Annotated in this window: 19 protein-coding genes and 3 tRNA genes; 14 read left to right on the top strand and 8 right to left on the bottom strand. The window is 45.0% G+C overall.

Annotated features, from left to right (window positions below):
- The first annotated feature begins 128 nt into the window (after positions 1 to 128).
- The 3 genes from nadC to BMX44_RS01955 all read left to right on the top strand — a co-directional run bounded on the left by nadC (position 129) and on the right by BMX44_RS01955 (position 2375).
- Positions 129 to 986: a carboxylating nicotinate-nucleotide diphosphorylase gene (gene nadC / locus BMX44_RS01965; RefSeq protein ID WP_090627448.1), complete on the top strand. Its 858-nt coding sequence runs from the start codon at positions 129 to 131 to the stop codon at positions 984 to 986.
- Between the two features lie 159 nt (positions 987 to 1145).
- Positions 1146 to 1475: a DMT family transporter gene (locus BMX44_RS01960; protein ID WP_090627447.1), complete on the top strand. Its 330-nt coding sequence runs from the start codon at positions 1146 to 1148 to the stop codon at positions 1473 to 1475.
- Positions 1476 to 1664: 189 nt separating this feature from the next.
- Complete coding sequence (locus BMX44_RS01955) at positions 1665 to 2375, top strand: hypothetical protein (protein ID WP_090627445.1); 711 nt, start codon at positions 1665 to 1667, stop codon at positions 2373 to 2375.
- On the opposite strand, the gene BMX44_RS01950 is transcribed toward BMX44_RS01955, so the two are convergent.
- Both BMX44_RS01950 and BMX44_RS01945 read right to left on the bottom strand, forming a co-directional pair.
- Entirely contained in the window at positions 2372 to 2944 is a 573-nt protein-coding gene (locus BMX44_RS01950; protein ID WP_090627444.1) for an NUDIX hydrolase, read from the bottom strand. The two genes, BMX44_RS01955 and BMX44_RS01950, sit on opposite strands and share 4 nt — an antisense overlap.
- A gap of 15 nt (positions 2945 to 2959) precedes the next feature.
- Positions 2960 to 3913 carry a DUF2914 domain-containing protein gene (locus BMX44_RS01945; protein WP_090627442.1) on the bottom strand — a complete coding sequence of 318 codons (954 nt, stop codon included), beginning with the start codon at positions 3911 to 3913 and terminating at the stop codon, positions 2960 to 2962.
- 173 nt (positions 3914 to 4086) lie between these two features.
- Here BMX44_RS01945 and ligA point away from each other — a divergent pair, with 173 nt between their 5' ends.
- The 7 genes from ligA (at position 4087) to BMX44_RS01910 (ending at position 10417) form a co-directional block, all read left to right on the top strand.
- Positions 4087 to 6111: an NAD-dependent DNA ligase LigA gene (ligA, locus tag BMX44_RS01940; protein WP_090627682.1), complete on the top strand. Its 2025-nt coding sequence runs from the start codon at positions 4087 to 4089 to the stop codon at positions 6109 to 6111.
- A gap of 14 nt (positions 6112 to 6125) precedes the next feature.
- Complete coding sequence (locus tag BMX44_RS01935) at positions 6126 to 6683, top strand: hypoxanthine-guanine phosphoribosyltransferase (RefSeq protein ID WP_090627440.1); 558 nt, start codon at positions 6126 to 6128, stop codon at positions 6681 to 6683.
- A 3-nt stretch (positions 6684 to 6686) separates the two neighbouring features.
- Positions 6687 to 7433: an S-methyl-5'-thioinosine phosphorylase gene (locus BMX44_RS01930; RefSeq protein ID WP_090627438.1), complete on the top strand. Its 747-nt coding sequence runs from the start codon at positions 6687 to 6689 to the stop codon at positions 7431 to 7433.
- On the top strand, positions 7423 to 7977 hold the full coding sequence (gene def / locus BMX44_RS01925) for a peptide deformylase (protein WP_090627436.1): 555 nt from the start codon (positions 7423 to 7425) through the stop codon (positions 7975 to 7977). Before BMX44_RS01930 ends, def begins: the two co-directional genes overlap by 11 nt.
- Before the next feature lie 513 nt (positions 7978 to 8490).
- Positions 8491 to 9204 (top strand): energy transducer TonB, encoded by a 714-nt coding sequence (locus BMX44_RS01920; protein ID WP_090627435.1) that lies wholly within the window; start codon positions 8491 to 8493, stop codon positions 9202 to 9204.
- Positions 9205 to 9209: 5 nt separating this feature from the next.
- The gene (locus BMX44_RS01915) at positions 9210 to 9992 is read left to right on the top strand and encodes a MotA/TolQ/ExbB proton channel family protein (RefSeq protein WP_090627433.1); all 783 of its coding nucleotides are present in this window, start codon (positions 9210 to 9212) and stop codon (positions 9990 to 9992) included.
- A complete protein-coding gene (locus BMX44_RS01910; protein WP_090627431.1) occupies positions 9992 to 10417 on the top strand; it encodes an ExbD/TolR family protein in 426 nt (141 codons plus the stop codon). Before BMX44_RS01915 ends, BMX44_RS01910 begins: the two co-directional genes overlap by 1 nt.
- On the opposite strand, the gene BMX44_RS01905 is transcribed toward BMX44_RS01910, so the two are convergent.
- From BMX44_RS01905 to BMX44_RS01895, 3 genes are read right to left on the bottom strand one after another with little or no spacing between them, the layout of a single operon-like run.
- On the bottom strand, positions 10418 to 11716 hold the full coding sequence (locus BMX44_RS01905; RefSeq protein ID WP_090627430.1) for a dicarboxylate/amino acid:cation symporter: 1299 nt from the start codon (positions 11714 to 11716) through the stop codon (positions 10418 to 10420). It abuts the gene before it with no gap.
- 59 nt (positions 11717 to 11775) lie between these two features.
- Positions 11776 to 12906, bottom strand: a complete 1131-nt coding sequence (locus BMX44_RS01900; RefSeq protein ID WP_090627428.1) for a S1C family serine protease — start codon at positions 12904 to 12906, stop codon at positions 11776 to 11778.
- A 51-nt stretch (positions 12907 to 12957) separates the two neighbouring features.
- Positions 12958 to 14127, bottom strand: coding sequence for an alkaline phosphatase PhoX (locus BMX44_RS01895; RefSeq protein WP_090627426.1), 1170 nt, complete (start codon positions 14125 to 14127; stop codon positions 12958 to 12960).
- Between the two features lie 959 nt (positions 14128 to 15086).
- Between BMX44_RS01895 and BMX44_RS01885 the strand changes: the two genes are divergently transcribed.
- From BMX44_RS01885 to BMX44_RS01875, 3 genes are all read left to right on the top strand, one after another.
- Positions 15087 to 15161: transfer RNA gene (locus BMX44_RS01885), tRNA-Gly, on the top strand.
- Between the two features lie 66 nt (positions 15162 to 15227).
- Positions 15228 to 15301 (top strand) — tRNA-Cys (locus BMX44_RS01880).
- 238 nt (positions 15302 to 15539) lie between these two features.
- Positions 15540 to 15627: transfer RNA gene (locus BMX44_RS01875), tRNA-Leu, on the top strand.
- A gap of 267 nt (positions 15628 to 15894) precedes the next feature.
- Here BMX44_RS01875 and BMX44_RS01870 read toward each other — a convergent pair.
- The gene (locus tag BMX44_RS01870; RefSeq protein WP_245738789.1) at positions 15895 to 16266 is read right to left on the bottom strand and encodes a hypothetical protein; all 372 of its coding nucleotides are present in this window, start codon (positions 16264 to 16266) and stop codon (positions 15895 to 15897) included.
- A gap of 304 nt (positions 16267 to 16570) precedes the next feature.
- On the opposite strand from BMX44_RS01870, the gene BMX44_RS01865 reads away from it, so the two are divergent.
- Complete coding sequence (locus BMX44_RS01865; RefSeq protein ID WP_090627423.1) at positions 16571 to 17455, top strand: ParA family protein; 885 nt, start codon at positions 16571 to 16573, stop codon at positions 17453 to 17455.
- Between the two features lie 17 nt (positions 17456 to 17472).
- Here the strand turns inward: BMX44_RS01865 and BMX44_RS01860 are convergent, their stop codons facing one another.
- Positions 17473 to 20340 (bottom strand): type I restriction endonuclease subunit R, encoded by a 2868-nt coding sequence (locus BMX44_RS01860; RefSeq protein ID WP_090627421.1) that lies wholly within the window; start codon positions 20338 to 20340, stop codon positions 17473 to 17475.
- Between the two features lie 9 nt (positions 20341 to 20349).
- Positions 20350 to 21573 carry a restriction endonuclease subunit S gene (locus BMX44_RS01855; RefSeq protein WP_177167634.1) on the bottom strand — a complete coding sequence of 408 codons (1224 nt, stop codon included), beginning with the start codon at positions 21571 to 21573 and terminating at the stop codon, positions 20350 to 20352.
- Position 21574: the final 1 nt, after the last annotated feature.

Here is a 21574-nt window from a genome sequence, read left to right as displayed (position 1 = left end):
TATCTTATCTGTTTAATCTGAGTTTTTCATGTAGATGACGCATATTATTCGGCAACGCTGAGTTTGCAATCGTGCTGTTGAAAATCGGTATACTACGGTTTTAACCAACATCTAAACAAATCGCAGGAATGCCGTACAATTTGATCGAAGAAATAGCAAACAATGTTACCCGAGCACTGGCTGAAGATATCGGAACGGGAGACCTGACAGCGCTGCTGGTTTCCGAACACCAGCAGTCTGCTGCTGTTGTAGTGGGCAGGGAACCGGCCGTGTTGTGCGGTACACAATGGTTTGACTCTTGTTTCAGCAGGTTGACATCGGACGTTCGAATACGGTGGTTTGCAAAGGACGGTGATGCCATAGCAGCACAGCAAAAACTATGTGAAATTGCCGGCAATTCACGTGCATTATTGTCAGCAGAACGCGCAGCACTGAATTTTTTGCAGATGCTGTCGGCCGTTGCTACACAAACCAGGCGTTACGTCGATGCAATTGCCGGCACAGATACGACCATCGTCGATACGCGCAAGACGCTGCCCGGTTTGCGGCTGGCACAGAAATATGCCGTTACTTGCGGCGGTGGTGTTAATCATCGTACCGGTCTGTATGACGGTATTCTTATCAAAGAGAATCATATCGCCGCGGCAGGCGGTATTTCGCACGCGCTGGAACAGGCCCGATCGATTGCTGTAGATGGTGTATTTGTTCAGATTGAAGTCGAGTCCCTGGGGCAGTTGCGAGCCGCACTGAACGCCGGAGCCTCCATGGTTCTGCTGGATAATTTCACTGTTGCTCAACTGGAAGAGGCCGTCGACGTCAGCCGCAACTACAGCCGGAGTTCCGGTCTAACTGTGCTGCTGGAAGCTTCGGGCAATATTGGCTTGCATAATGTTCGGCGTATCGCCGAGACAGGTGTTGACAGGATTTCAATCGGTGGGCTGACCAAAAACATTCAAGCTGTGGATTTGTCGATGCGTTTCGTGTGATATAAATGAGATTAAAAAATGATTTGCCTGATTTTCCGGTGCGTTATAGTTTGCTGACATAGTAGTACCGAAGTTATTACAGATACTTTAAAAGATCTGTATCCAACGTATCGTGTTGCCAATGCAAATATTAACCTCAAAAAATTAACAGGGATTAGAATGGGTTACTGGTATCTTGCTATTGCAATCGTCGCCGAAGTGATCGCGACAAACGCCTTGAAGGCTTCGAATGAGTTTACACGATTGATGCCGAGCTTGATTGTTGTCGTCGGTTATGGCGTGGCCTTTTATTTTCTAACGCTTGCACTCAGAACGATTCCCATTGGTGTTGCGTATGCGATCTGGGCGGGTGTCGGCATTGTTCTGGTGGCGCTGGTTGCTGCAGCAGTATTCAAACAAATACCCGATATGCCTGCAATTATCGGCATGATTCTAATTGTGTGTGGCGTCGTGGTAATTCATGTTTTTTCCAGAACAGCCGTCCATTGATCGGTTATTTCGGTTGATTTTACTGCAAATTGACTCTTTGAAACCTTATGCGTGCATAAGATAATGATTTCTCTCTGTTTCCAATTGATTTCTTTTTCTATTAGCGGGATGAATACTGCTTTAATCTGTTTATGACAGATCTTGAGATTTTAGTATTCTGCCACTTGGAAAAATCAAAGGAGGCAGCGAATGATCAATCGAATACATACCGGGTTTTTTATTGTAGGTCTGGTAATGTTTGCGTCAGTGTCGGCCAAACCGGTTAGCTGGAGTACAGACTCGGACTCGGCAGTATGCACCAGCGGAGTAGGCAACAGCTGTATTTTTACTGAAAGCGGTTATACGCTTACGGCACGCGCCTATTCCACAACCAATAACAGCGGTTCGGGTGTTTTTCAAAAAGCCACGCTGATTTCGTGGGGCAGCGGTTTGGGTGTTCGGAACCCCGATCAGATCAATGAAATCCTGAGTCCGAATCATGCACTTGATGACAGTGGCAGGGATGAATTAATTATATTTGAAAGTAATTATCCCGGTAATGTTTTTACCGGATTTGAAATCGGCTGGCGTCGAAATGATTCGGATATCAGCGCATGGGTCGGGTCACTCTTTGCGGGTTTTGATTTCACAGGACTCAGATTTTCCGGTTTGGGAGGTTCAGGGTTTATCAAAAATAATTTCAGCAATGTACCTGTTGGTACGCAGCGTTTATTGAGACCAGGGAAGTTCGATGGAAACTATCTGATTCTTGCTCCGAAACATGATTCAAATTCTGAATATATCAAGATCAGCCGTATTAATGGAAATATTCCCAACCAGATTCCCCAGCCGGGCATACTGGCGTTGTTCGTTGCATCGGGGCTTGGCCTGTGGGTAAGCAGAAGGAGAAATATCTGTTAACAACAATCTGGTCGTGCGTTGCTTACGATTTTCTTTGGGGTGCGTTCTATAATACCGGTGTGGAAAGCCGGTTCCCCCAGTTTGCGTTCGCACATATAGCGTTTTAACGGATCATGAATAACCCGAAATGCCATTTCATCCCAGGGTATTTCCGATTCGGACAATAATTTGACTTCGCTGCTTTCTATGCCCGGACTGTAATCCAAGTCAAGCAGGCTTGCACGAAACAATACATAGACCTGACTGATATGCGGCAGGCTGTAGATTGCGTATAGATCACCGATTTCTACTCGGGCATTGGCTTCTTCCAGTGTTTCCCGGGCCGCGGCTTCGGCAAGAGTTTCGTTATTTTCCATAAATCCTGCCGGTAGCGTCCACCAGCCACAGCGTGGCTCGATAGCTCGGCGGCAAAGTAGGATCTTATCTTCCCATTCGGGTATACAGCCTACAACAACTTTGGGGTTCTGATAGTGGATTTCGTGGCATTGGGTACAGATATATCTGGGCAGTGTATCTCCTTCCGGTATTCGGAATTCAACAACCGCGCTACAACTGCTGCAAAAATTCATAAAAAGCCTATGGATTTACATGCTGTTACTAACAATAAAATGCCTCTCTACAAGTTGCTCGCCAGCTTCGTCAGTCAAAGTGACTCGCCAGGTTCCGATACTTTTTTTATTTAACAGCTTGTTGGCATAGGTTCGCCAGTTCCGGCCATTGACCTCAAGCGTCGTTTCAGCCATATGCTGCTCATTAAAATACCAGTTGACGGTAACCTGCTGCCCTGCCAGATCGTGCAACTCAACAAAAAAATAAATATTCCGGGGAATATTTTGTTCAAGCTGGATTTTATCGATTTCGTCGACAGGTTCACGCTTATTGACAGCTCGTGTCAATTGCGCCCGAATAATCTGATCGTGATCGATTGTGTCCGGTGAAGTCGCCGAGACAGGTGTACCGGAATCGTGTGGCATCGGTGGTTGCTGCTGGTCTGTCAGCGCATAATCAGGTTTTGGGCTCGGTCTGAGTGAGGCCGTTTTTTTGTCGTGACCCGGTTTGGAGCCGGGTATAATAGTCAAGTCTGTACCAGATTCGGTAAGAGCACTGTCGTCAGCCGGTGACAGTTGATCGGGTAAGTCTTTTTTGTTTGTTTTTGTTTCTTCGTTTGCTGCTGTATTTTCCAATACTGGTGTGTCGGATAGGTTCTCAGGTGAGGTATCTGCGGTGTTGCTTGAAAAATTGTTATATAAAGCTGACGAGTCACTGAAATGAACTGCTTCTGAATCTGCATTGACTGGTTGCGTATCGGTGATGTCCTGTTTGAATATCAGGTAAGCCAGATAACCGATAACTGCAATTACTATCATGAACAATACGGCCGCCAAAGCAATTTTATTCCAATCAAGCGGCGGTTTGTCCAGAATGGACTGCGCATCAAAATCCGGAGCGGCTGCTTCAAATGATTCAATTTCGTCCGATTGTTGTGAAGCGTTGGGCTGCTGGATGTGTATGCGGATTTTCAGTTTGTTATCAGACATATTAGGCTTAACCCCGGTTTTGCAAAATAAATCGTAGGGTAAAATTATACAGGAGAATGTATAGACTTACGGTTGACATGGATAACTATATCTACAGTACACGCTATATATTTTACAATATGGTAAACGTCACAAAAAACAGTTTGGCAGAAGAAACCGGTAACGTCAGTCAGATGGGTCAGTCTTTAGAAAATATTCAGCAACAACTCGATAAGCTGCGCCAGCAGGTTGAAGAATACAATTATCAGTACTACGTGCTGGACGCGCCGACAATTCCTGATGCGGAATATGATCGTCTGTTTAGGCAATTACAGCGCATTGAGGAGAAGTATCCGACGTTGATAACAGAGGAATCCCCGACTCAGCGCGTTGGTGCAGCTCCTGTAAAATCATTTTCGCAGGTAACGCACAATTCGCCAATGTTGTCGCTGGCAAACGCCTTTGAGCCGACTGAGGTAGAAGCGTTTGACCGACGGGTTCGTGAAGGATTGAGCGTCTCTGAAGTCGATTACGCCGTGGAACCCAAATTTGATGGCCTGGCTGTCAGTCTGCGCTATGAAAAAGGGGTGCTCAAAACAGGATCGACACGTGGAGACGGATATACAGGTGAGGATATCACGCTTAATTTACGCACAATCAAAACCATACCGTTAACATTATCAGTAGGCAAAGTGCCGGATTTGTTGGAAGTACGTGGTGAAGTGTTGATGCTCAGAGCTGATTTTATCCGGCTTAATAAACATAACCTGGAAAAAGGCGAAAAAATCTTTGCCAATCCCCGTAATGCTGCGGCCGGATCGTTGCGTCAGTTGGATTCTGCCGTTACGGCCGAGCGAAACCTTGTGTTTTTTGCTTATGGTATTGTATCGAATGAAGATCCGTGTGTGCCACAGGATACTCATAGCGCTATTATCCAATATCTCCGCGATCTTCACTTTCCAGTTGCGCGTGAATGCACTGTGGTCAGGGGCAGCGCAGGGTTGCTGACATATTATCGCGAAATCAGTACGCAGCGCGAGCAGCTTCCATATGATATCGACGGCGTTGTATACAAGGTAAATTCATTGGTTCAACAGGTACGTCTAGGCTACGTAGCTCGTGCACCACGTTTTGCGCTCGCGCACAAATTTCCTGCGCAGGAAGCGGTTACCCGGTTGCTGGATATTCATGTTCAAGTCGGACGGACAGGGGCATTGACGCCGGTTGCCAGACTTGATCCTGTTTTTGTTGGTGGCGTCACTGTGACCAATGCCACATTGCACAATGCTGATGAAATTAATCGCAAGGATGTGCGCATTGGTGATACTGTAATTGTTCGTCGGGCCGGCGATGTTATTCCAGAGATCGTGTCAGTTATTCTGGCGCAGAGACCTGAAAATACAGAGCCTTTTGTCATGCCAAGACACTGTCCTGTGTGCGGTGCAAAAGCGGTACGGGTAACAGGAGAAGCGGTTTCCCGGTGTACGGGCGGGCTTTTTTGTCCGGCGCAGCGAAAGCAGGCCATTTTGCATTTTGCGTCACGCCGCGCAATGGATATTCAAGGTCTGGGAGAAAAGCTGGTTGATCAGTTAGTTGATAATGCCATAGTCAGAAATCCGGCCGATCTGTATCAACTGGGTATTCTCGCACTTGCTAATCTGGATCGGATGGCAGAAAAATCGGCCGGTAATATTCTTGCAGCAATTGAAAAAAGTAAACAGACTACACTGGCGCGATTTATCTATGCACTGGGAATCCGTAACGTCGGTGAAGCGACCGCCAAGGATCTCGCTCATCATTTTGGCAGCCTGGACAGTCTCATGGACACTGATATGGAAGGGCTGGTGAACGTGCCTGATGTGGGTCCTGTAGTCGCGCAAAGTATCCTGGATTTTTTTGCAGAGAATCATAATCGGGAGGTTATTGAACGGTTGCGGGCCAGCGGCGTATCCTGGAAAGAAAATGTAACGTCAATGAAAAGTTCAGTTAAGGGCCACGCTGTTAGTGGAAAGACTTTTGTGTTGACCGGGACACTATCTGACATGTCGCGGGATGAGGCCAAGGAAAAAATTGAACTGCATGGTGGTAAAGTGACCGGCAGTGTTTCCAAAAATACCGATTATGTTGTCGTTGGTGAAGATCCCGGCAGCAAGTATCAGAAAGCAGTTAATCTGGGGATTGTGCTGCTCGATGAAAAACAGTTTAAAGAACTTCTTTAGTTTGTCTGAAATTTATGTTGACCCGTGAAAAAACTGAGCAGATCCTGGAAAATGCCGAGTTGATCTATTCTGCAGAGGAGATTGCTGAAACAATACAGCGTCTGGCCGATGAAATTGCGGCACAATTATCTAATCAATACCCGCTGGTGCTGTGTGTTATGAAAGGCGCTGTTGTATTTGCCGGCCACTTGCTGCCGAAATTGGCGTTCCCATTGAATTTTGAGTATTTGCAGGTTACGCGCTACCATAACGCCACGCGCGGTGGAACGCTGGATTGGCTGGTGTTTCCTCAAAATGCTGTAAAAGACAGGGCCGTGCTGGTGATTGACGATATTTTGGATGAAGGTGTAACGTTGGCGGAAATACGAACAAAAATTTTTGATTGCGGTGCGCGCTCGTTTCATAGTGTGGTGCTCGCAGACAAAGATATCGGCAAGAACAAACCTTTTCATGCGGATTTTGTCGGATTTGTACTGCCGGACCGGTATGTATTTGGCTTTGGCATGGATGTTCACAGCGCATGGCGAAATCTGCCGGCAATATACGCATTGCAATCTGGGGCGGAAGAGTAAATTATGCTGGCTATCATAGGCGGCAGTGGCATGACACAGCTCTCATGCCTTAAAATATCGCACCGACAGATCATACGAACGCCTTTTGGCGAACCGTCCGGTCCGTTTACGTTTGGTACAGTCAACGGACATGATATTGTTTTTCTGGCGCGCCACGGTCACGGGCACACGATACCGCCGCACCGTATTAATTATCGCGCTAATATCTGGGCCTTGCACTCGCTTAATCCAGTACATATCGTGGCGGTTGCCGCTGTTGGCGGTATTCGTGAGAACCTTATACCTGGCGCGCTGATAATACCGGATCAGATCATCGATTATACCTATGAACGTGATTTCACTTATTTCGATAGTTCGGAAGAACCGGTAACCCATGTCGATTTTACTCACCCATACAGTTCTGTGACTCGAGCACAGCTTTTGAAGGCGGCGCATCTGGCCGCCGAATCTGTATTTGACGGTGGCGTTTATGCTGCCGTTCAGGGGCCGCGCCTTGAGACAGCTGCAGAGATAAACCGTCTGGAGCGTGATGGTTGTGACATGGTTGGCATGACAGGTATGCCTGAAGCTGGACTGGCCAGGGAACTTGGAATGAATTATGCAACCCTGGCCGTGGTGGCGAATTATGCTGCTGGACGTGGGTCGAATATTACAGCTATTCCGCTAAAGGAAATCTATGCCGTTCTGGATAAATCAATGGTTCGTGTACGAAAAATCATAGAACATTTGGTGCAGTGCAATGACAATTAAACAAGTGCTTAAAATGGGCGACCCGAAGTTGCTGGAGGTGGCGAATGCGGTGGAGCAATTCAATACCTCGGCACTCGATAAACTGATTCAGGATATGAAGGACACTATGAATTCGCTTGATGGTGCAGGTCTCGCAGCGCCACAGATCGGCGTTGGACTGCAGGTGGTCATTTTCGGTTTTAAAGAAAACCAGCGATATCCTGATTCAGATGAAATTCCATTTACCGTGTTAGTCAATCCGCATCTAACGCCATTGTCAGATGAAATGGAGGAGGGATGGGAAGGGTGCTTGAGCGTTCCTGGCCTGCGTGGCAAAGTACCGCGCTACACGCATTTGCGTTACCAGGGATTTGATCAGTATGGCCAGGTGATTGATAGACAGGTAGAAAGTTTTCATGCGCGCGTGGTACAGCATGAGTGTGATCATCTACAAGGCATACTTTATCCCATGCGCATCAGGGATTTTCGCACGTTTGGTTATACAGAGGTTCTGTTTCCCGAGTTGGTGGCTGCGGACAGAGCTTCAGGTGGTAATATGGAGTAAAATCGTTTTACAGGCAGCACGAATCTGGATCAACGGCAACGAAACCGGCATTAGCCGGGGAGATCAGTTCAAAAACATCCTGCGCTGCATACACGTTATCAGGGTTGGCTTGTCATCGGCCCTACAAAATTACAATATCGTATTGATATCCGTTTAAGGTTGAAATTAAGGTTTAGTTAGGGTTTTTTCACGATAACCTGCAAGCTATAAACTACCCATATTAGTAACGTACTTATTGATAATTATTATCGTTTGTTTTATTATTTGTCGCTTGATCAGAATTATCTTTTTGGATGTGTGCCGGATCTGGTACTCGTCATTGAATAGAGTGTGTCACTGTCCAGTTTCGGTACAGAAAACGATACAGATCTCAATTGTGCAAGCGTGTTAAGGGTGGTTATTATCCCAAGTCTTCACATAGAGCACATTATCAGATAGATCAATAGTTATCTTTTTTACTCTGTTATAACAATCGAAAGAAAGGTTAATAATATCGCTATAGTTTATCCTGCAATGCAGTCACTGACACGAAGAAATGTTGATTACCTCGGATCGAAACAAAATTTTATTTCGTTGCCGGGATTGTTGTTTGTACTTGTTGCACATGGGGCGTTGGCATATATTTTATGGAATCAACGTCTTGTTCCACAGCCAGAACAAATGGTGACTCTGTTTGCCGAGATCATTTCACAGCCTGCACCTGAAGCTGCTCCTGAACCTAAACAGCAGGAGCCAGTGCCTGTAAAATTAAAGCCTGTCAAAAAACCTGAGACCAAACCGAAAATCAAACGGCTGGCAACCAAGGCCCCTGAACTGCCAGAACCAGTACCCGTTGTGCAACCGGATCCTGAACCAGTACCAGAACCCGTCATAGAACAGGAAGTTTTTTCGGAGCCGGTCACCGAGGTGCCGCCGCGTCAGATGGAAACAGGCCCGGTCACGTTGTCTTCCGAGCTGTCCGTTTCGTGCCCGAAACTGACGGCGCCGACGTATCCTGCAATTTCTCGCCGAATGGGCGAAGAGGGCAAGCTGGTATTGCGGGTCGAGCTGGATGAGAGCGGTCATATTGACGAAGCACAGGTTGTCGACAGCAGCGGATATACGCGCCTTGATAACGCTGCCCTGGAGGCGGTTAGAAACTGGCAATGCAGGCCGTCAATGCGTAATGGCCAACCGGTTCGCGCGATTGCGTTGCAACCTTTCAATTTTGTACTGCAAGGAAATTAATTTAAATGGAACAAGGACTTGGTTTTTCTCATTTTCTCGCCCAGATCGATGGCGTCGGTATCAGCGTATTGGTATTGCTGGTTTCGCTTTCGATTGCCAGCTGGTATCTGATTATTACAAAAAGTATTGCCAATTTTATAGCAAAAAAGCGCGCTACTGTTTTCCTGAATCATTTCTGGAACGTTGAATCACTGGATGAAGTAAAAAGTTCGTTCAACGGCACAACACCTCCGAACAATGCGTTTGCTGAATTGGCAAAATTGGGTATAGAAGCTGCTGCAGACTCCAAAATGCACGATTCACACAAACTGGTTGCGGCCGGTGGCACCAGTGAGTTTCTGACGCGCGCTTTACGTAATGGAATTGATCAGGAAGCTGCGCGAGTAGAGAACGGTTTGACATTGATTGCATCGGCAGGATCGGCTGCGCCTTACATCGGTTTGCTAGGAACGGTCTGGGGTATCTATCATGCTCTGATCCAGATCGGTTTGTCCGGACAGGGAACACTCGATAAGGTTGCTGGCCCGGTCGGTGAAGCATTGATAATGACAGCGCTGGGGCTGGCGGTTGCGATTCCGGCAGTATTAGCCTATAACGCATTTGTTCGACGTAACCGGATTTGGTTAGCCCGGTTGGATGCATTTGCGCACGACCTTTTCGTTTTAATTACGATAGGTAATGGTGTTGCCAATGGTAATGATGCCTCCATACAGCGTTCTCAATCACCTGTACCACAAACTATTGCACCCGCAACCACGTACTCCAATCTTGAAGAAAGAGGCCAGTGATGGGATTTGGCAGTATGAATAGTGGAAAACAGCAGGCACCCATGTCTGAGATCAATGTCGTGCCATTGGTTGATGTTATGCTGGTGTTGTTGATTATTTTTATTATTACCGCGCCATTATTGACACATTCTGTCAAAATTGATTTGCCCAAGGCCGAAAGCACCCCCAATTTTACGCAACCTGAGCATATCGAGCTGGCGATTCGGGCTGATGGCGATTTTTTCTGGAATGGTGAACCCGTACAGTTCGATCAGTTGTCTGAACGATTTGCGTCGGCAGTGTTACAGGATCCCAAGACAGAGCTGCATATTCGCGCAGATAAAACTACACAATATGAGCATGTTGCGCGAGCGATGAGTATCGCCGCGAATGCAGGGATGGCGAGAATCGGTTTTATCACTGATCCGACATTGGTGCAGCAATAGTCATTTTTTCCCAGGATCGTGATGAGGAAGGTGCACTGTTTCAAGCATGCCCGCTGAAGGGTCATTGAAAACGATCATTGATAGGCTGTTTTCACTGTGTGCCACAATCATAGTGACAACGGCATCTCCTGTTACATTGACAGCTGTTCGAATCATATCGAGCAGACGGTCGACGCCCATAATCAGGGCAATACCTTCAACGGGAAGCCCGACTTGATTAAACACCATTGCAAGCATGATCAGACCTACGCCTGGCACACCCGCAGTTCCGATTGATGCCAGAACGGACATTCCGATAACAGTTAGATAGCCGACAATACCGATTTCTATACCATAAACATTGGCGATGAACACTGTCGCGACACCTTGCATAATGGCGGTACCGTCCATGTTGATTGTGGCGCCAAATGGCACGATAAATGCAGCGGTTGAATTATCAACGCCCATTCGCTTCTCGACTGTTCTGAGCGTTACAGGAATGGTTGCGTTTGAGCTGGCAGTGCTAAAGGCGAAAATCTGGGCCGTTCGCATTTTTCTCAAAAACTTAGTTGGGCTGATTTTTCCAAGAAATTTTAGTAACAGCATCAGCGTGCCCGTCGCGTGGCAGACTAGTACGCCTACTACCACGCCAAAATAGCCAATCATTGGCATAATCAGACCGATTCCCTGTTGTGCAAAGGTTTTTGCCATTAATGCAAATACCCCATATGGTGCGAAGGACATCACAACATTCACCACCTGCATCATGACATCATTAATGCGTTCCGCAGTCTGTATCAGTGGTCGCCCGCGTTCACCGATCATGAGCAGTGAAATTGCAAACAGTATTGTAAAAAAGATAATCTGCAGCATGTTGCCTTCTGCCAGTGCGGTGACTGGGTTGCTTGGCACCAGATTGATAAAAACCTGGGTAATTGGCGGCGCTTCCGGCACGGTAAACGTATCTGGCAAACCTTCCGCTAAATTAAAGTTTTTACCGGGTGCAACGTTCTTTGCCACCAGGATCGCTAATGAAATAGCCAGAGACGTAGACAGTAAAAATAAAGTAAACGCTTTTATACCGACACGTCCCAGTTTATTGATATCGCCAATACCGCAAACGCCGCAAATCAGTGAAAATGTGACCAGTGGAACCACCAGCATTTTCAACAAATTGATAAATACTGCACCTGCTACATGGAACAGTCCGTCGACAAAATAGACCTGGATAATAGAATTGTCTGTCGCAAAATAGTTGATCAGGCTGCCAGTGACCAATCCGGCGGCCATCCAGATAAGAATTTTGGTTGTTATGTTCATGATGCCTGATCAGCCGCCCTGGGTCGGCATGCTGTTATGAATGGATGATGTGGCGTTATTTATTCACCCGGCTGTAACGTAACAGGTATTTCCATCTCCTGCTCATTGCGTATTATTCTGACTTGTATGGTATCACCAACGCGGTATCCATCAATAATTGACAACAGCTTTTCAACCGAATCGACCTGTTCGCCGTTGATGGCGATTATGATATCCCTTGGTGTGATTTCGCCATCGGGAGAAATCACGGCACCTTTGAGTCCTGCGGCCTCTGCAGCCGAGCCCCGGCCGACGCCCAGTATGACAATTCCATTAACATTGATAGTGCTGGTTAAACGTTCATTAAACTTGCCATCGACAGTTATGCCCAATGCCGGCCGAATATATTTGCCACGGCTGATGAGTTGCGGGACAACTCGATTAACGGTATTGACCGGTACGGCAAACCCGATACCTGCGCTTGCGCCACTGGGACTGTAAATCGCTGTATTAATGCCGATCAGTCGGCCTGCAGAATCCAGCAGGGGGCCGCCAGAATTGCCAGGGTTAATGGCGGCATCTGTCTGAATCAGATTACTGATTATGCGTCCGTTTTCACCTGGAAGTGAACGGTCGAGAGCTGACACGATACCGGTTGTTAATGTCCAGTCCAGACCGAAAGGATTGCCGATGGCAAACACTTTTTGCCCTACCTTAAGATCATCGCTGGTACCGAGCGGAACAGGCGCGGGGCGTTGAAAGCCGATACCGATGCGTAGAACAGCAATATCGTGTGCAGGACTTGCGCCAACCAGCGCTGCTTTATAGTCCCGTCCGTCAACCAAGCGAACCATGGCTTCGCTGGCACCTTTAATGACATGAAAATTGGTTATGATATGGCCGTGATCATCCCAGATAAAACCGGAACCCGTTCCACTGGGTACGGAAAAGATATTTCGTGTCCAGGCGTCCATGACGCGTTGACGGGTCGTAATAAAAACTACCGAGTCGCGTGAGTTTTCAAATAACTCAATTGTGCTGAGTTCGTCTTCGGCAAGATTTCCACGCGCTTCGACAATGCGAGGTTCGGCGTATTCGCGTTTGTCTCCGAAAATAAAGAAATCGGACATATCGCGAAATAAAAGAATCAGCAGCATGACCGCCAGTGTGATCCAGATCAAACGGGACAGAAAACGGCCGTTATCGGGCATATGGATTAACTCCTTAATAAGGTTTGGGTATCATTATTAAATTCGGCACAGTCAAAAAGGCCCGGTTATTTCAAAAGTCATGCCGTCTTCTGATTTGCCCGTCGAACCACGTTGCGAACTGAAATACAAACGCGTCCCGTCCGGACTGAAAGAGGGGCCTGTAATTTCTGATCGGTCATGGTTAACCACTTGTAGCAACGGCATGACAGTGTCCGAAGAGACGACAACTATCTGCATATCGCCGCCGTCTTCGGCCACCAGTAATTCGCCTGATGCATTGACCGTAATATTGTCGACACCGGTCAGTACAGGATTTGGATAACGGGCAGCATTATAAATGATGGTGAGCCGCTTCCTCAGCGTGTTGTATGCCCAAATCCGATCGTTTCCCTTGGTGGTGAAGTAAACAATGCCTGCATGGAACCAGATACCTTCACCACCATCAAATGCCGTACATTGCTTTATTTGATAACGCGTCGGTGTGTGCTTCGCAAGTGGATCGTGAATTAAGTGCCAGCGTACTGTGCCAATGCGGTCGTCGACAACCTCGGCCACTTCCAGAAAACCGTTATCAAGATCGGGTCTGCCCGTAGCATCAATTGCTCTGGCGGTGTAGCGGTATAAACATCCATCGGGTTTATCTTCAGTCAAGTACAATTGCTTACTTTGCAAATCGACGGCTACAGCCTCGTGGCTGAAAGTACCCAGTGCAGGCCTCAAACGTGCGGGTTGTATGCCGAAAGGGTCGCATTCCCATACTTGACCATTGTCATATTCCTCGCATGAGAACCAGGTCTGCCATGGTGTATGACCACCCGCGCAATTTCGCGTGGTATTGTTAAGTATGGAATAGGCGTCGGTTATTTCGCCAAGGCGGTCAAAACGAATCGCGCCAACACCACCCTTTTGGGAATCGAGTTCGCTGTTGGATACGTATATCCATCCACCGTCTGGTGATGCAAATGTTGCGCCACCATCAGGCGCTGCATGCCAGTCATAACCGAAGATTGTCTGCCCTGAATGCGCTACGATGCGTGAACGGAATCCTTCAGGCAGGCGTATGCCATTAGTATCCGGCGGCAGCAGGCCATCTTGTGCCGCCCTGGCTAACGATGCAGCCAGAGTCGACGCAGAGAACAAGTGGTTTGAAATAAATACACCTACACCACCGAGCAGGCCGAACTTAAGTAATTTTCTGCGCTGTTGCTCAAATATTTTCATAGTGATTAAAGTGCAAATTCAGCTGAAAAAGCTGATGATGCAGTATTGTTTTGAATCGAATATCGTATTTTGTTCAGAAGGCAGCGATGACATATTTTAATAATTGTATGTCCTGCATATTTTTCGGTTCAAGGAAAAAATATTGCGTGAAAGACAGTTTGATTATACACAGCCTGAGATATGATTTTCCTTGTTTCCATTCAAGCTGGAGTACCTGAAACAATTTTTCTGCTGGTATCCAATAAAAACAGCAGGTTTTTGGAAAATATGTTATTCACAATTTCTGTGGATAAAACTGTGAATTTCATCTTTAAACGGACGATTCATAAACCGGCGGGGCCGTTGCTCGAAGATTAAGCAAATTTGTTTTATTAACACTATTCAAAGTTGAAAATGTCATAAAAATATGATGGGTCGACCTGTGTCTCTGCTGGATGACAGAGACAGAAATGCCCTTGGTGATCGCGCTATTAATACTGGTAATATTAATGATAATTGTGGAGATAAAAGACTGGGAATATTTTTTGTTGTCAATAATCTAGAACGCAATGTGCTTCTGAAAACATATTTAATCAATGACTGGATTTGTTTCTAGCAGGCATTAAGGCTGTACAGTAAGTGAAGTTAGAAAAGAAAGATCACTGGTTCAGCAAGTGAGAGAGGGTAACAACGAAACAAGAAAGCCGGTTGTCGAGTCAAAATTCAAGCGCACCAGAATCGCGGTGCCTCTGCAAATGTGTGTAGGCTAAAATCCGGTTTTGCTCCTGCGTGTATTTTAAAGCAGCATTGTCGAGAGTAATCCAGACAGTTTGGGCCCAGACAGTTTTCTTTGGAAAAACTTTATACTTTACATACTTTCAATACATACCTTGACAAAAAAAACAGAGTCTCTATAATCCTTGCCTTGTCTTTTGGGTGTTTACTTTCGATATAAAAGAAAACTTCTGATCGTACAAAATGCGGGAATAGCTCAGTGGTAGAGCACAACCTTGCCAAGGTTGGGGTCGCGAGTTCGAGCCTCGTTTCCCGCTCCATTTTAGAGCAAAATCTCCAAATTCCAATTTTTTGCCGGCAATTGGTATTTTCTAGAAAAGCACAAAGGCGGGGTGGCAGAGTGGTTATGCAGCGGCCTGCAAAGCCGTCTACGCCGGTTCGATTCCGACCCCCGCCTCCACTTCAATTTGAATTAAAGCACTGTAGATTGAGCTAATCCGTGCCAACAATTCACTGTATGTAGCTTATTTCCGATTCCTTCTGGTTAATGTAGAAAATGCGTAATAAACGTATTGAAATCTGTAGTGAATCATGCAAATACAAATTTGACGCTACTATTACAATTTTTTTCAGGTTATAATCTTCTGAATTTACTTGATAGCAATAACTGTAACTCATTGTATTTTATATATTTATATGCCCGGGTGGTGAAATTGGTAGACACAAGGGACTTAAAATCCCTCGGACATTGCGTCCGTGCCGGTTCGACTCCGGCCCCGGGCACCAACAAAAACAAAAAGTTACAACAAAATTTGCTTTAGGTTGATTGGGTAAATTTTTCAGCCCGCTAAAAAATGTAACGGGATTTGTAAGCAAATTCTGCAAATAGCAGACATTAAAAACCCACGTAAAGTGGGCAGTGTTTCAGGGTAGTCAAACGATGGCTAAAATAATTCTAAAGTTTCGCCGTGAATGTTCGATCTTATTAATTACTGATATGAAAAATAGTTTCGGTTCTCGCGGTCGGTCGGGGTTCTGTCCCGGCTGACCGATTCACCGGCTTTTAACCTGAAACTTGACCAATCTTGGCCACCTGTCATGTATCCACGCATATTCTGGCGGTGTCTCAGTCGTAACAACATAAACCCGCTGTTCAATCTTTTGTTCTTTTGTTCGTTCAGCCAATAAACCCTGAATCACCAGCGTTTTGTCCAGTTCTATCCAGTGGGACTGCTCATCATAGTCTTTTTCCATGAATTGATCAGCAACGATTAAAACCGGCCTCGGGTGCCAGGGTTTCCATTTACCTGCTTTAATTGAATCCAGCCGCGCCCAGCCGCCATTCGGAAACTTTCTGTTTGCTTCTTTTTTGCGATTACCCCATGTTACCCAGGTCACGCCGCCGCTACGCAATAATAGAGGCAATTTTGCATCTGGTTGAGGAAAATGGATTTTCTGATCCTGATATTGAATGCCGCCGCACATTTGTGAATAATTACAGATTAGTTAATGGGTTATTTCAAAATAAAGTTTTCACAAATTACCACAGTTAATATCAATAGATTTATATGGCATGACTTGTCGAAAAACGTATTGGGAGACAGATCGTCAAGTAATTAAAATTTTTTCCGTTAAGCTTCTTGTGGCATGACAAGCCTTGCCTACAAAAAATATCGAATTTTGATTACGCATACCACACGTGTACTTCGAAGCAAACAGAGGATATAAAATGGCCAAATCAATCGCAATATACAACAACAAAGGCGGCGTGGGTAAAACAACACTATCACTTTTTTTATCTGATTTTCTTTCATCAATTACTATAAACAAAAAAAAATCCAAAGTGTTAGTTATGGATTTTGATCCTCAAGCTTCTTGTGCGAATGCGGTGCTAGGTATAGAAAAGGTGTCGGAAATTATTAACAATTCATTAACGCTTCCTTATATATTGAATGCTAAACTTGATAAAAAAGAAGAACCAGATTTATCAAAGTTCATTTTTACCAGAGAAGAAAATAGTGAAACAAAAACGAGAAAAACCCGACTTGGAAATCTCGATGTCATGGTATCTGAGCCAAATTTAGCACTGAGCTTTGATGAAAAAGCTTCTATTGATGATTCATTAGAATTGGCTCACTGGATAGAAAGTGAACTAGTTGCAAAATATGATTTTATTTTTGTCGACTTGCCGGGAAGTATATCAAAAGTAAACAAGTTCTCTTTAGTTGGTGCATTTCTAGCAGAATACTTTATTGTTCCAACAGAGCCAAACAGATTGAACGTTAACGCCCTATCTGGCACATTAAATATGCTTGAAAATATTAAAAATTGGAAGGGGCGTAGAAACAACTTTAAGTTATTAGGCTTTGTTCTTAATAAAACGGACAAAAGAGCCAGACAATTTAAACTTCATAAAGATGAGCTAAATCATTTTGCAAAATTTAAAAACTGCAAAATTTTTAAAAATGTTTTACCACCAACTCCAAAATTATCCGATGCTTCTGACGATTCCATAAAATTTATAACATTATCAGATAGGTATGATAGTTATTACTCAAATGTCAGAGATCTCGTTATAGAGATAATTAAAGATTTAGGCTTTGTCAAAAATTAATATTTTTAAAAAATACTTCAGACACTGCCGCCCATGCCTTCAACAAATGTATTAATAAACGATTTAATCTTGTCCCTCACGCGGCCAATGACTGATTTACGTTCAAGTATTTTCGGTCTGAAGTTGAGTGAATCGACAATTTCCTGATCACGCGGAAAACGGCTGGCGAATGCGTAATTGGTCAGCAGTTTTTCCAATTGCTGCGGATTGATGTTTTCATTCACGCACAGTTTATCAAGCGCATCTTTTTTGCTGCTGTCCCAGAATTTCTCAAATGCCTTGATAACATCATCGTTCGGTTTCAGTTTGGGCAGGTTTTCGTCGATGAAGGCTTCTATCAATGCGCGTTTGCTGCGCAGTTGTACTTCACCGGCCACTAGGTCAATAATTTCTTTCTGGCGTTTTTTCGCTTCATCCGGGTCAAGTTTGTTCAGGCTTATCAGCAGATTCAGGATATAAGCCACATTGATTTCATCGCGGTGAATCAGGCTCAATTCAAAGTCGACATCTTCCAGAATCGATACTTTGTCAGGATCATCCCTTCTCTTTGTCTGTTCATGCACATCCAGGTATTTGCTTTTGAAGTCTTCAAAGGTCTGCGCGTCCATTGTCAGGTCTTTATCTTCAAAATCGGCAAATGTGGTCAGGATGTTTTTGACGCGCATCAATTCCCGGAATTTAACGACAAAATCACGCAGCGCGTTTTCATCGGGCAAGGTGTCCACACTTTGCACCGTTGGCGTAATGGCTAACAGTTCCTCGGTGGCTTTATTGAATTTCTTGACGTAGTTGTCATACGGTTCGAGTAATACCGTTTCTTTAGCGTCTTTGTTCGAGAATAGCGCTATGGCTTCATCAGTAGCTTTTTTCAGGTTTCTGAAGCAAACGATATTACCCTGTGATTTCTTTTCGTTCAGTATGCGGTTGGTACGTGAGAATGCTTGCACCAGTCCATGAAATCTTAAATTCTTGTCGACATACAGCGTATTCAGGCGCGGGCTGTCAAAGCCGGTCAGAAACATATTCACCACCAGCAAAATATCGATTTCAGCGTTTCTGACGCGCTTGGCTATATCCTGATAGTAGTTATAGAACGATTGGCTGTCATTCGTGCTGTAGCGCGTTCCAAACAGCGTGTTATAGTCATTGATGAAGGCGTCCAGCTTGTCACGGCTGCTTTGATCAATTCTGGCATCGCTGGGCACATCGGGCGATTCTTCCGGGATCATGCCATTGGCCAGTTGACTGGGTTCATTGGCGGCATAACTGAAGATGGTGGCCACCTTTAACGGGCGAATGGGTTTGAGTGCTGCCTGTCTTTGTTTGAACAGCTCATAGTAGGTAATCAGGCTTTCAATGCTACTCACGCAAAACATCGCGGTAAAGCTCGGTGTTTTGGTTTTCTGCGCATGGTGGGCAAGGATATAATCCACGATTCTTTCCAGCCGCTGCGGGCTATCCAATAGTTCCTTTTTGTCGATATCCTCGACTTCGATATCCAAATTATTGGCACTGTCCTTGTACTGGTATTTACCAACGTATTCAACCGCAAAACGCAGTACGTTTTCATCCTTGATGGCGTCGACAATCACATATTTATGCAGGCACTCGCCAAACAGGTCTTTGGTGGTCTTGATCAGCCCAAAACCCGATTTGGCGTTATCGGCAAAAATCGGCGTTCCGGTAAAACCGAACATCTGCGCATTGGTAAAAAACCGCTTGATGTTCTGGTGCGTTTCGCCAAATTGTGAACGGTGGCATTCATCGAATATGAATACAAACTTCTCATCCTGCAAATGCGCAATTTTGTCAAAGTAACGCGGGTTTTTTAGCGCGTTGTTGATTTTCTGCAACGTGGTGACAATCAACCGGGTGGTGCTGTCGTTCAGTTGTTTCACCAAGTGGTGCGTGTTGGTGGTGGCGTCTACGCTGCCTTTGGAAAATGCGTTAAATTCGGTCGTGGTCTGGTAATCCAGGTCTTTGCGGTCAACCACAAACATGACCTTATGCACTTTAGGCATGCGTGTGATGATCTGGCTGGCCTTGAATGACGTCAGCGTCTTGCCTGATCCTGTTGTATGCCAGATATACGCGTTCTGGTTGCTGTTCTTTACCCGGTCGACCAGTGCTTCAGTGGCGTAATACTGATACGGGCGCAATACTTTCAAAATGCCCTGTTCGGTGATCACCGTATAATGCGTGATCATTTTGGCAATATGGCATTGTTTCAGGAATACGGCGGTAAATTCGCTCAAGTCCGAATAGCGGTTATTTGCCTTGTCCGTCCAGAAAAAAGTCTGTTCAAACGTTTGATATCTGTTGTTTGCAAAATACTTGGTATTGACGCCATTGCTGATAATGAACAGTTGCACATACTGGAACAGTCCCGCGCCTGCATCATACGATTCATGCTGATAGCGGTTTACTTGGTGAAATGCCACTTTCAATTCTGCGCCGCGCCGTTTGAGTTCGATCTGTACCAGTGGCAAGCCGTTGATCAGGATAGTGACGTCATAGCGGTTTTTGCGCTTGCCTGCCATGCTGATCTGGTTGGTTACTTGAAATTCATTCAGGCACCAGTCATCACAGTTCAGGAAACTCAGCCAGATTGTTTCAGCCGGTTGGCCGTTGGCGGCTTCGCGTTTGAGTGCGAATTTATCGCGTAGTATGCGGGCGCGATCCACCACAGTACCGGTATTCAAATGGTTCAGTATGCGTTCAAATTCGGGTTCCGTTAGCTGAATATTATTGTTATGGATTTCAAGCTGGCGTTTTAGGTTGGCAAGCATTGCCGCTTCGTCATCAACATGCGCCCGCGCATATTCCATGCGTTCCAGTTGTTCAATTAAACCTTGTTCCAGTGCAAATTCTGATTGGGTGGTCATATCGGGTAATCAGACAAACATTTGCTGTAACAAGCTATTCTTGTAGTGTTTGACGGCTTCAAGCTGGGCTTGGGTCTGGGTGATTTTATCGTCGATGGCGGTGAGGAAGTTGGCAATTTTTATTTGTTCGGTTATGCACGGATAACTAACCAGGCAATGACTAATTTCACCAAGATTTATTTTTTTAGGGAATGCCACATGAATAGTTCTTTTGTGAAGTTCACCTTGAAATGAATCTGATCCAATGTAATGAGACAGATACAACGAATTTATTTTCTTAGATTGCTTTAGTAAGGCGAGGCTTACATAGAATGAGGCTTCAACTTCCCAATTTATATACTTTGGAGTGCCAATATCCCCAATCCTTGTCATTAGAATATCGCCCTTTTCCAGCTTTACTCTTTTATTTTCTTTTTCAAAAACTTCTCTTGAAATAAACCTGGTTTCTTTAAAATTATTATTTGTTACATGTTCAACACTATAAAAGGGTATCCCTTGATTCTGGTACTTTGGCGTCATATGTGTGCCATCATAAACTTTAACCAACGAACCTAATTGCTTTGTTTCCCATTCCGGAAACTCCCGTCCATCGTCATCCTTAAACCGCAGCTTTTGGCTGAAAATCTGCTGCATGACGCCTTTTTTGTATTGCTTTAATAAGTCGTTTTTTTGCGTGAGTTGGGTGATTTTTTCATCGATGGCGGTGAGGAAGTTGGCGATTTTGGTTTGTTCTGGAAAGGATGGAATATCAATACTAAACGATCTTACGGCTTGAAAATTCAGGCCTTCTCTACCACTTCCAACTTGGTGACTTAAAACTAACTTTTGGCCACGTGTAGAACTTAAAAATGGTTGAATGAATCGAGAAAGAAAACCAGATTTCAGCCTAATGATACAAACATGTTGGTTAACATTACCTTCCTTAAAATTATCTGGAACAACACAGCTTCTTCCAATTGATGCACCGGTAATATTTAATAAAATATCATTTGCTTTAACCGTGCTACCTTGCATCTGTTTATGTATCGCATCAGGTATAAATGTTAAATCCTTTAGATTTAGAAAATTGTTATTCACATTCTGGCTTCTGATAAATGGAATGCCATTTGATTGATATACTTTTTCACCGCCTCTTGGAGTACTACCACTACCAACTTTCAAAGTTATTTCACCAATCTTTTTTTTAATCCAATCATCAGAAAATCCTTTAAACCGTAACTTAGGCACATTCATA

Origin of the sequence: Nitrosomonas marina, from assembly GCF_900110145.1 — a bacterium.
GTDB lineage: Bacteria > Pseudomonadota > Gammaproteobacteria > Burkholderiales > Nitrosomonadaceae > Nitrosomonas > Nitrosomonas marina.
This window is presented reverse-complemented; position numbering and strand designations above follow the sequence as displayed.

Bases quoted from the DNA above. Each gene is read 5' to 3' on its own strand.
- nadC (WP_090627448.1), top strand. From the start codon at position 129: ATGCCGTACAATTTGATCGAAGAAATAGCAAACAATGTTACCCGAGCA.
- BMX44_RS01960 (WP_090627447.1), top strand. From the start codon at position 1,146: ATGGGTTACTGGTATCTTGCTATTGCAATCGTCGCCGAAGTGATCGCG.
- BMX44_RS01955 (WP_090627445.1), top strand. From the start codon at position 1,665: ATGATCAATCGAATACATACCGGGTTTTTTATTGTAGGTCTGGTAATG.
- BMX44_RS01950 (WP_090627444.1), bottom strand. From the start codon at position 2,944: ATGAATTTTTGCAGCAGTTGTAGCGCGGTTGTTGAATTCCGAATACCG.
- BMX44_RS01945 (WP_090627442.1), bottom strand. From the start codon at position 3,913: ATGTCTGATAACAAACTGAAAATCCGCATACACATCCAGCAGCCCAAC.
- ligA (WP_090627682.1), top strand. From the start codon at position 4,087: ATGGGTCAGTCTTTAGAAAATATTCAGCAACAACTCGATAAGCTGCGC.
- BMX44_RS01935 (WP_090627440.1), top strand. From the start codon at position 6,126: ATGTTGACCCGTGAAAAAACTGAGCAGATCCTGGAAAATGCCGAGTTG.
- BMX44_RS01930 (WP_090627438.1), top strand. From the start codon at position 6,687: ATGCTGGCTATCATAGGCGGCAGTGGCATGACACAGCTCTCATGCCTT.
- def (WP_090627436.1), top strand. From the start codon at position 7,423: ATGACAATTAAACAAGTGCTTAAAATGGGCGACCCGAAGTTGCTGGAG.
- BMX44_RS01920 (WP_090627435.1), top strand. From the start codon at position 8,491: ATGCAGTCACTGACACGAAGAAATGTTGATTACCTCGGATCGAAACAA.
- BMX44_RS01915 (WP_090627433.1), top strand. From the start codon at position 9,210: ATGGAACAAGGACTTGGTTTTTCTCATTTTCTCGCCCAGATCGATGGC.
- BMX44_RS01910 (WP_090627431.1), top strand. From the start codon at position 9,992: ATGGGATTTGGCAGTATGAATAGTGGAAAACAGCAGGCACCCATGTCT.
- BMX44_RS01905 (WP_090627430.1), bottom strand. From the start codon at position 11,716: ATGAACATAACAACCAAAATTCTTATCTGGATGGCCGCCGGATTGGTC.
- BMX44_RS01900 (WP_090627428.1), bottom strand. From the start codon at position 12,906: ATGCCCGATAACGGCCGTTTTCTGTCCCGTTTGATCTGGATCACACTG.
- BMX44_RS01895 (WP_090627426.1), bottom strand. From the start codon at position 14,127: ATGAAAATATTTGAGCAACAGCGCAGAAAATTACTTAAGTTCGGCCTG.
- BMX44_RS01865 (WP_090627423.1), top strand. From the start codon at position 16,571: ATGGCCAAATCAATCGCAATATACAACAACAAAGGCGGCGTGGGTAAA.
- BMX44_RS01860 (WP_090627421.1), bottom strand. From the start codon at position 20,340: ATGACCACCCAATCAGAATTTGCACTGGAACAAGGTTTAATTGAACAA.
- BMX44_RS01855 (WP_177167634.1), bottom strand. From the start codon at position 21,573: ATGAATGTGCCTAAGTTACGGTTTAAAGGATTTTCTGATGATTGGATT.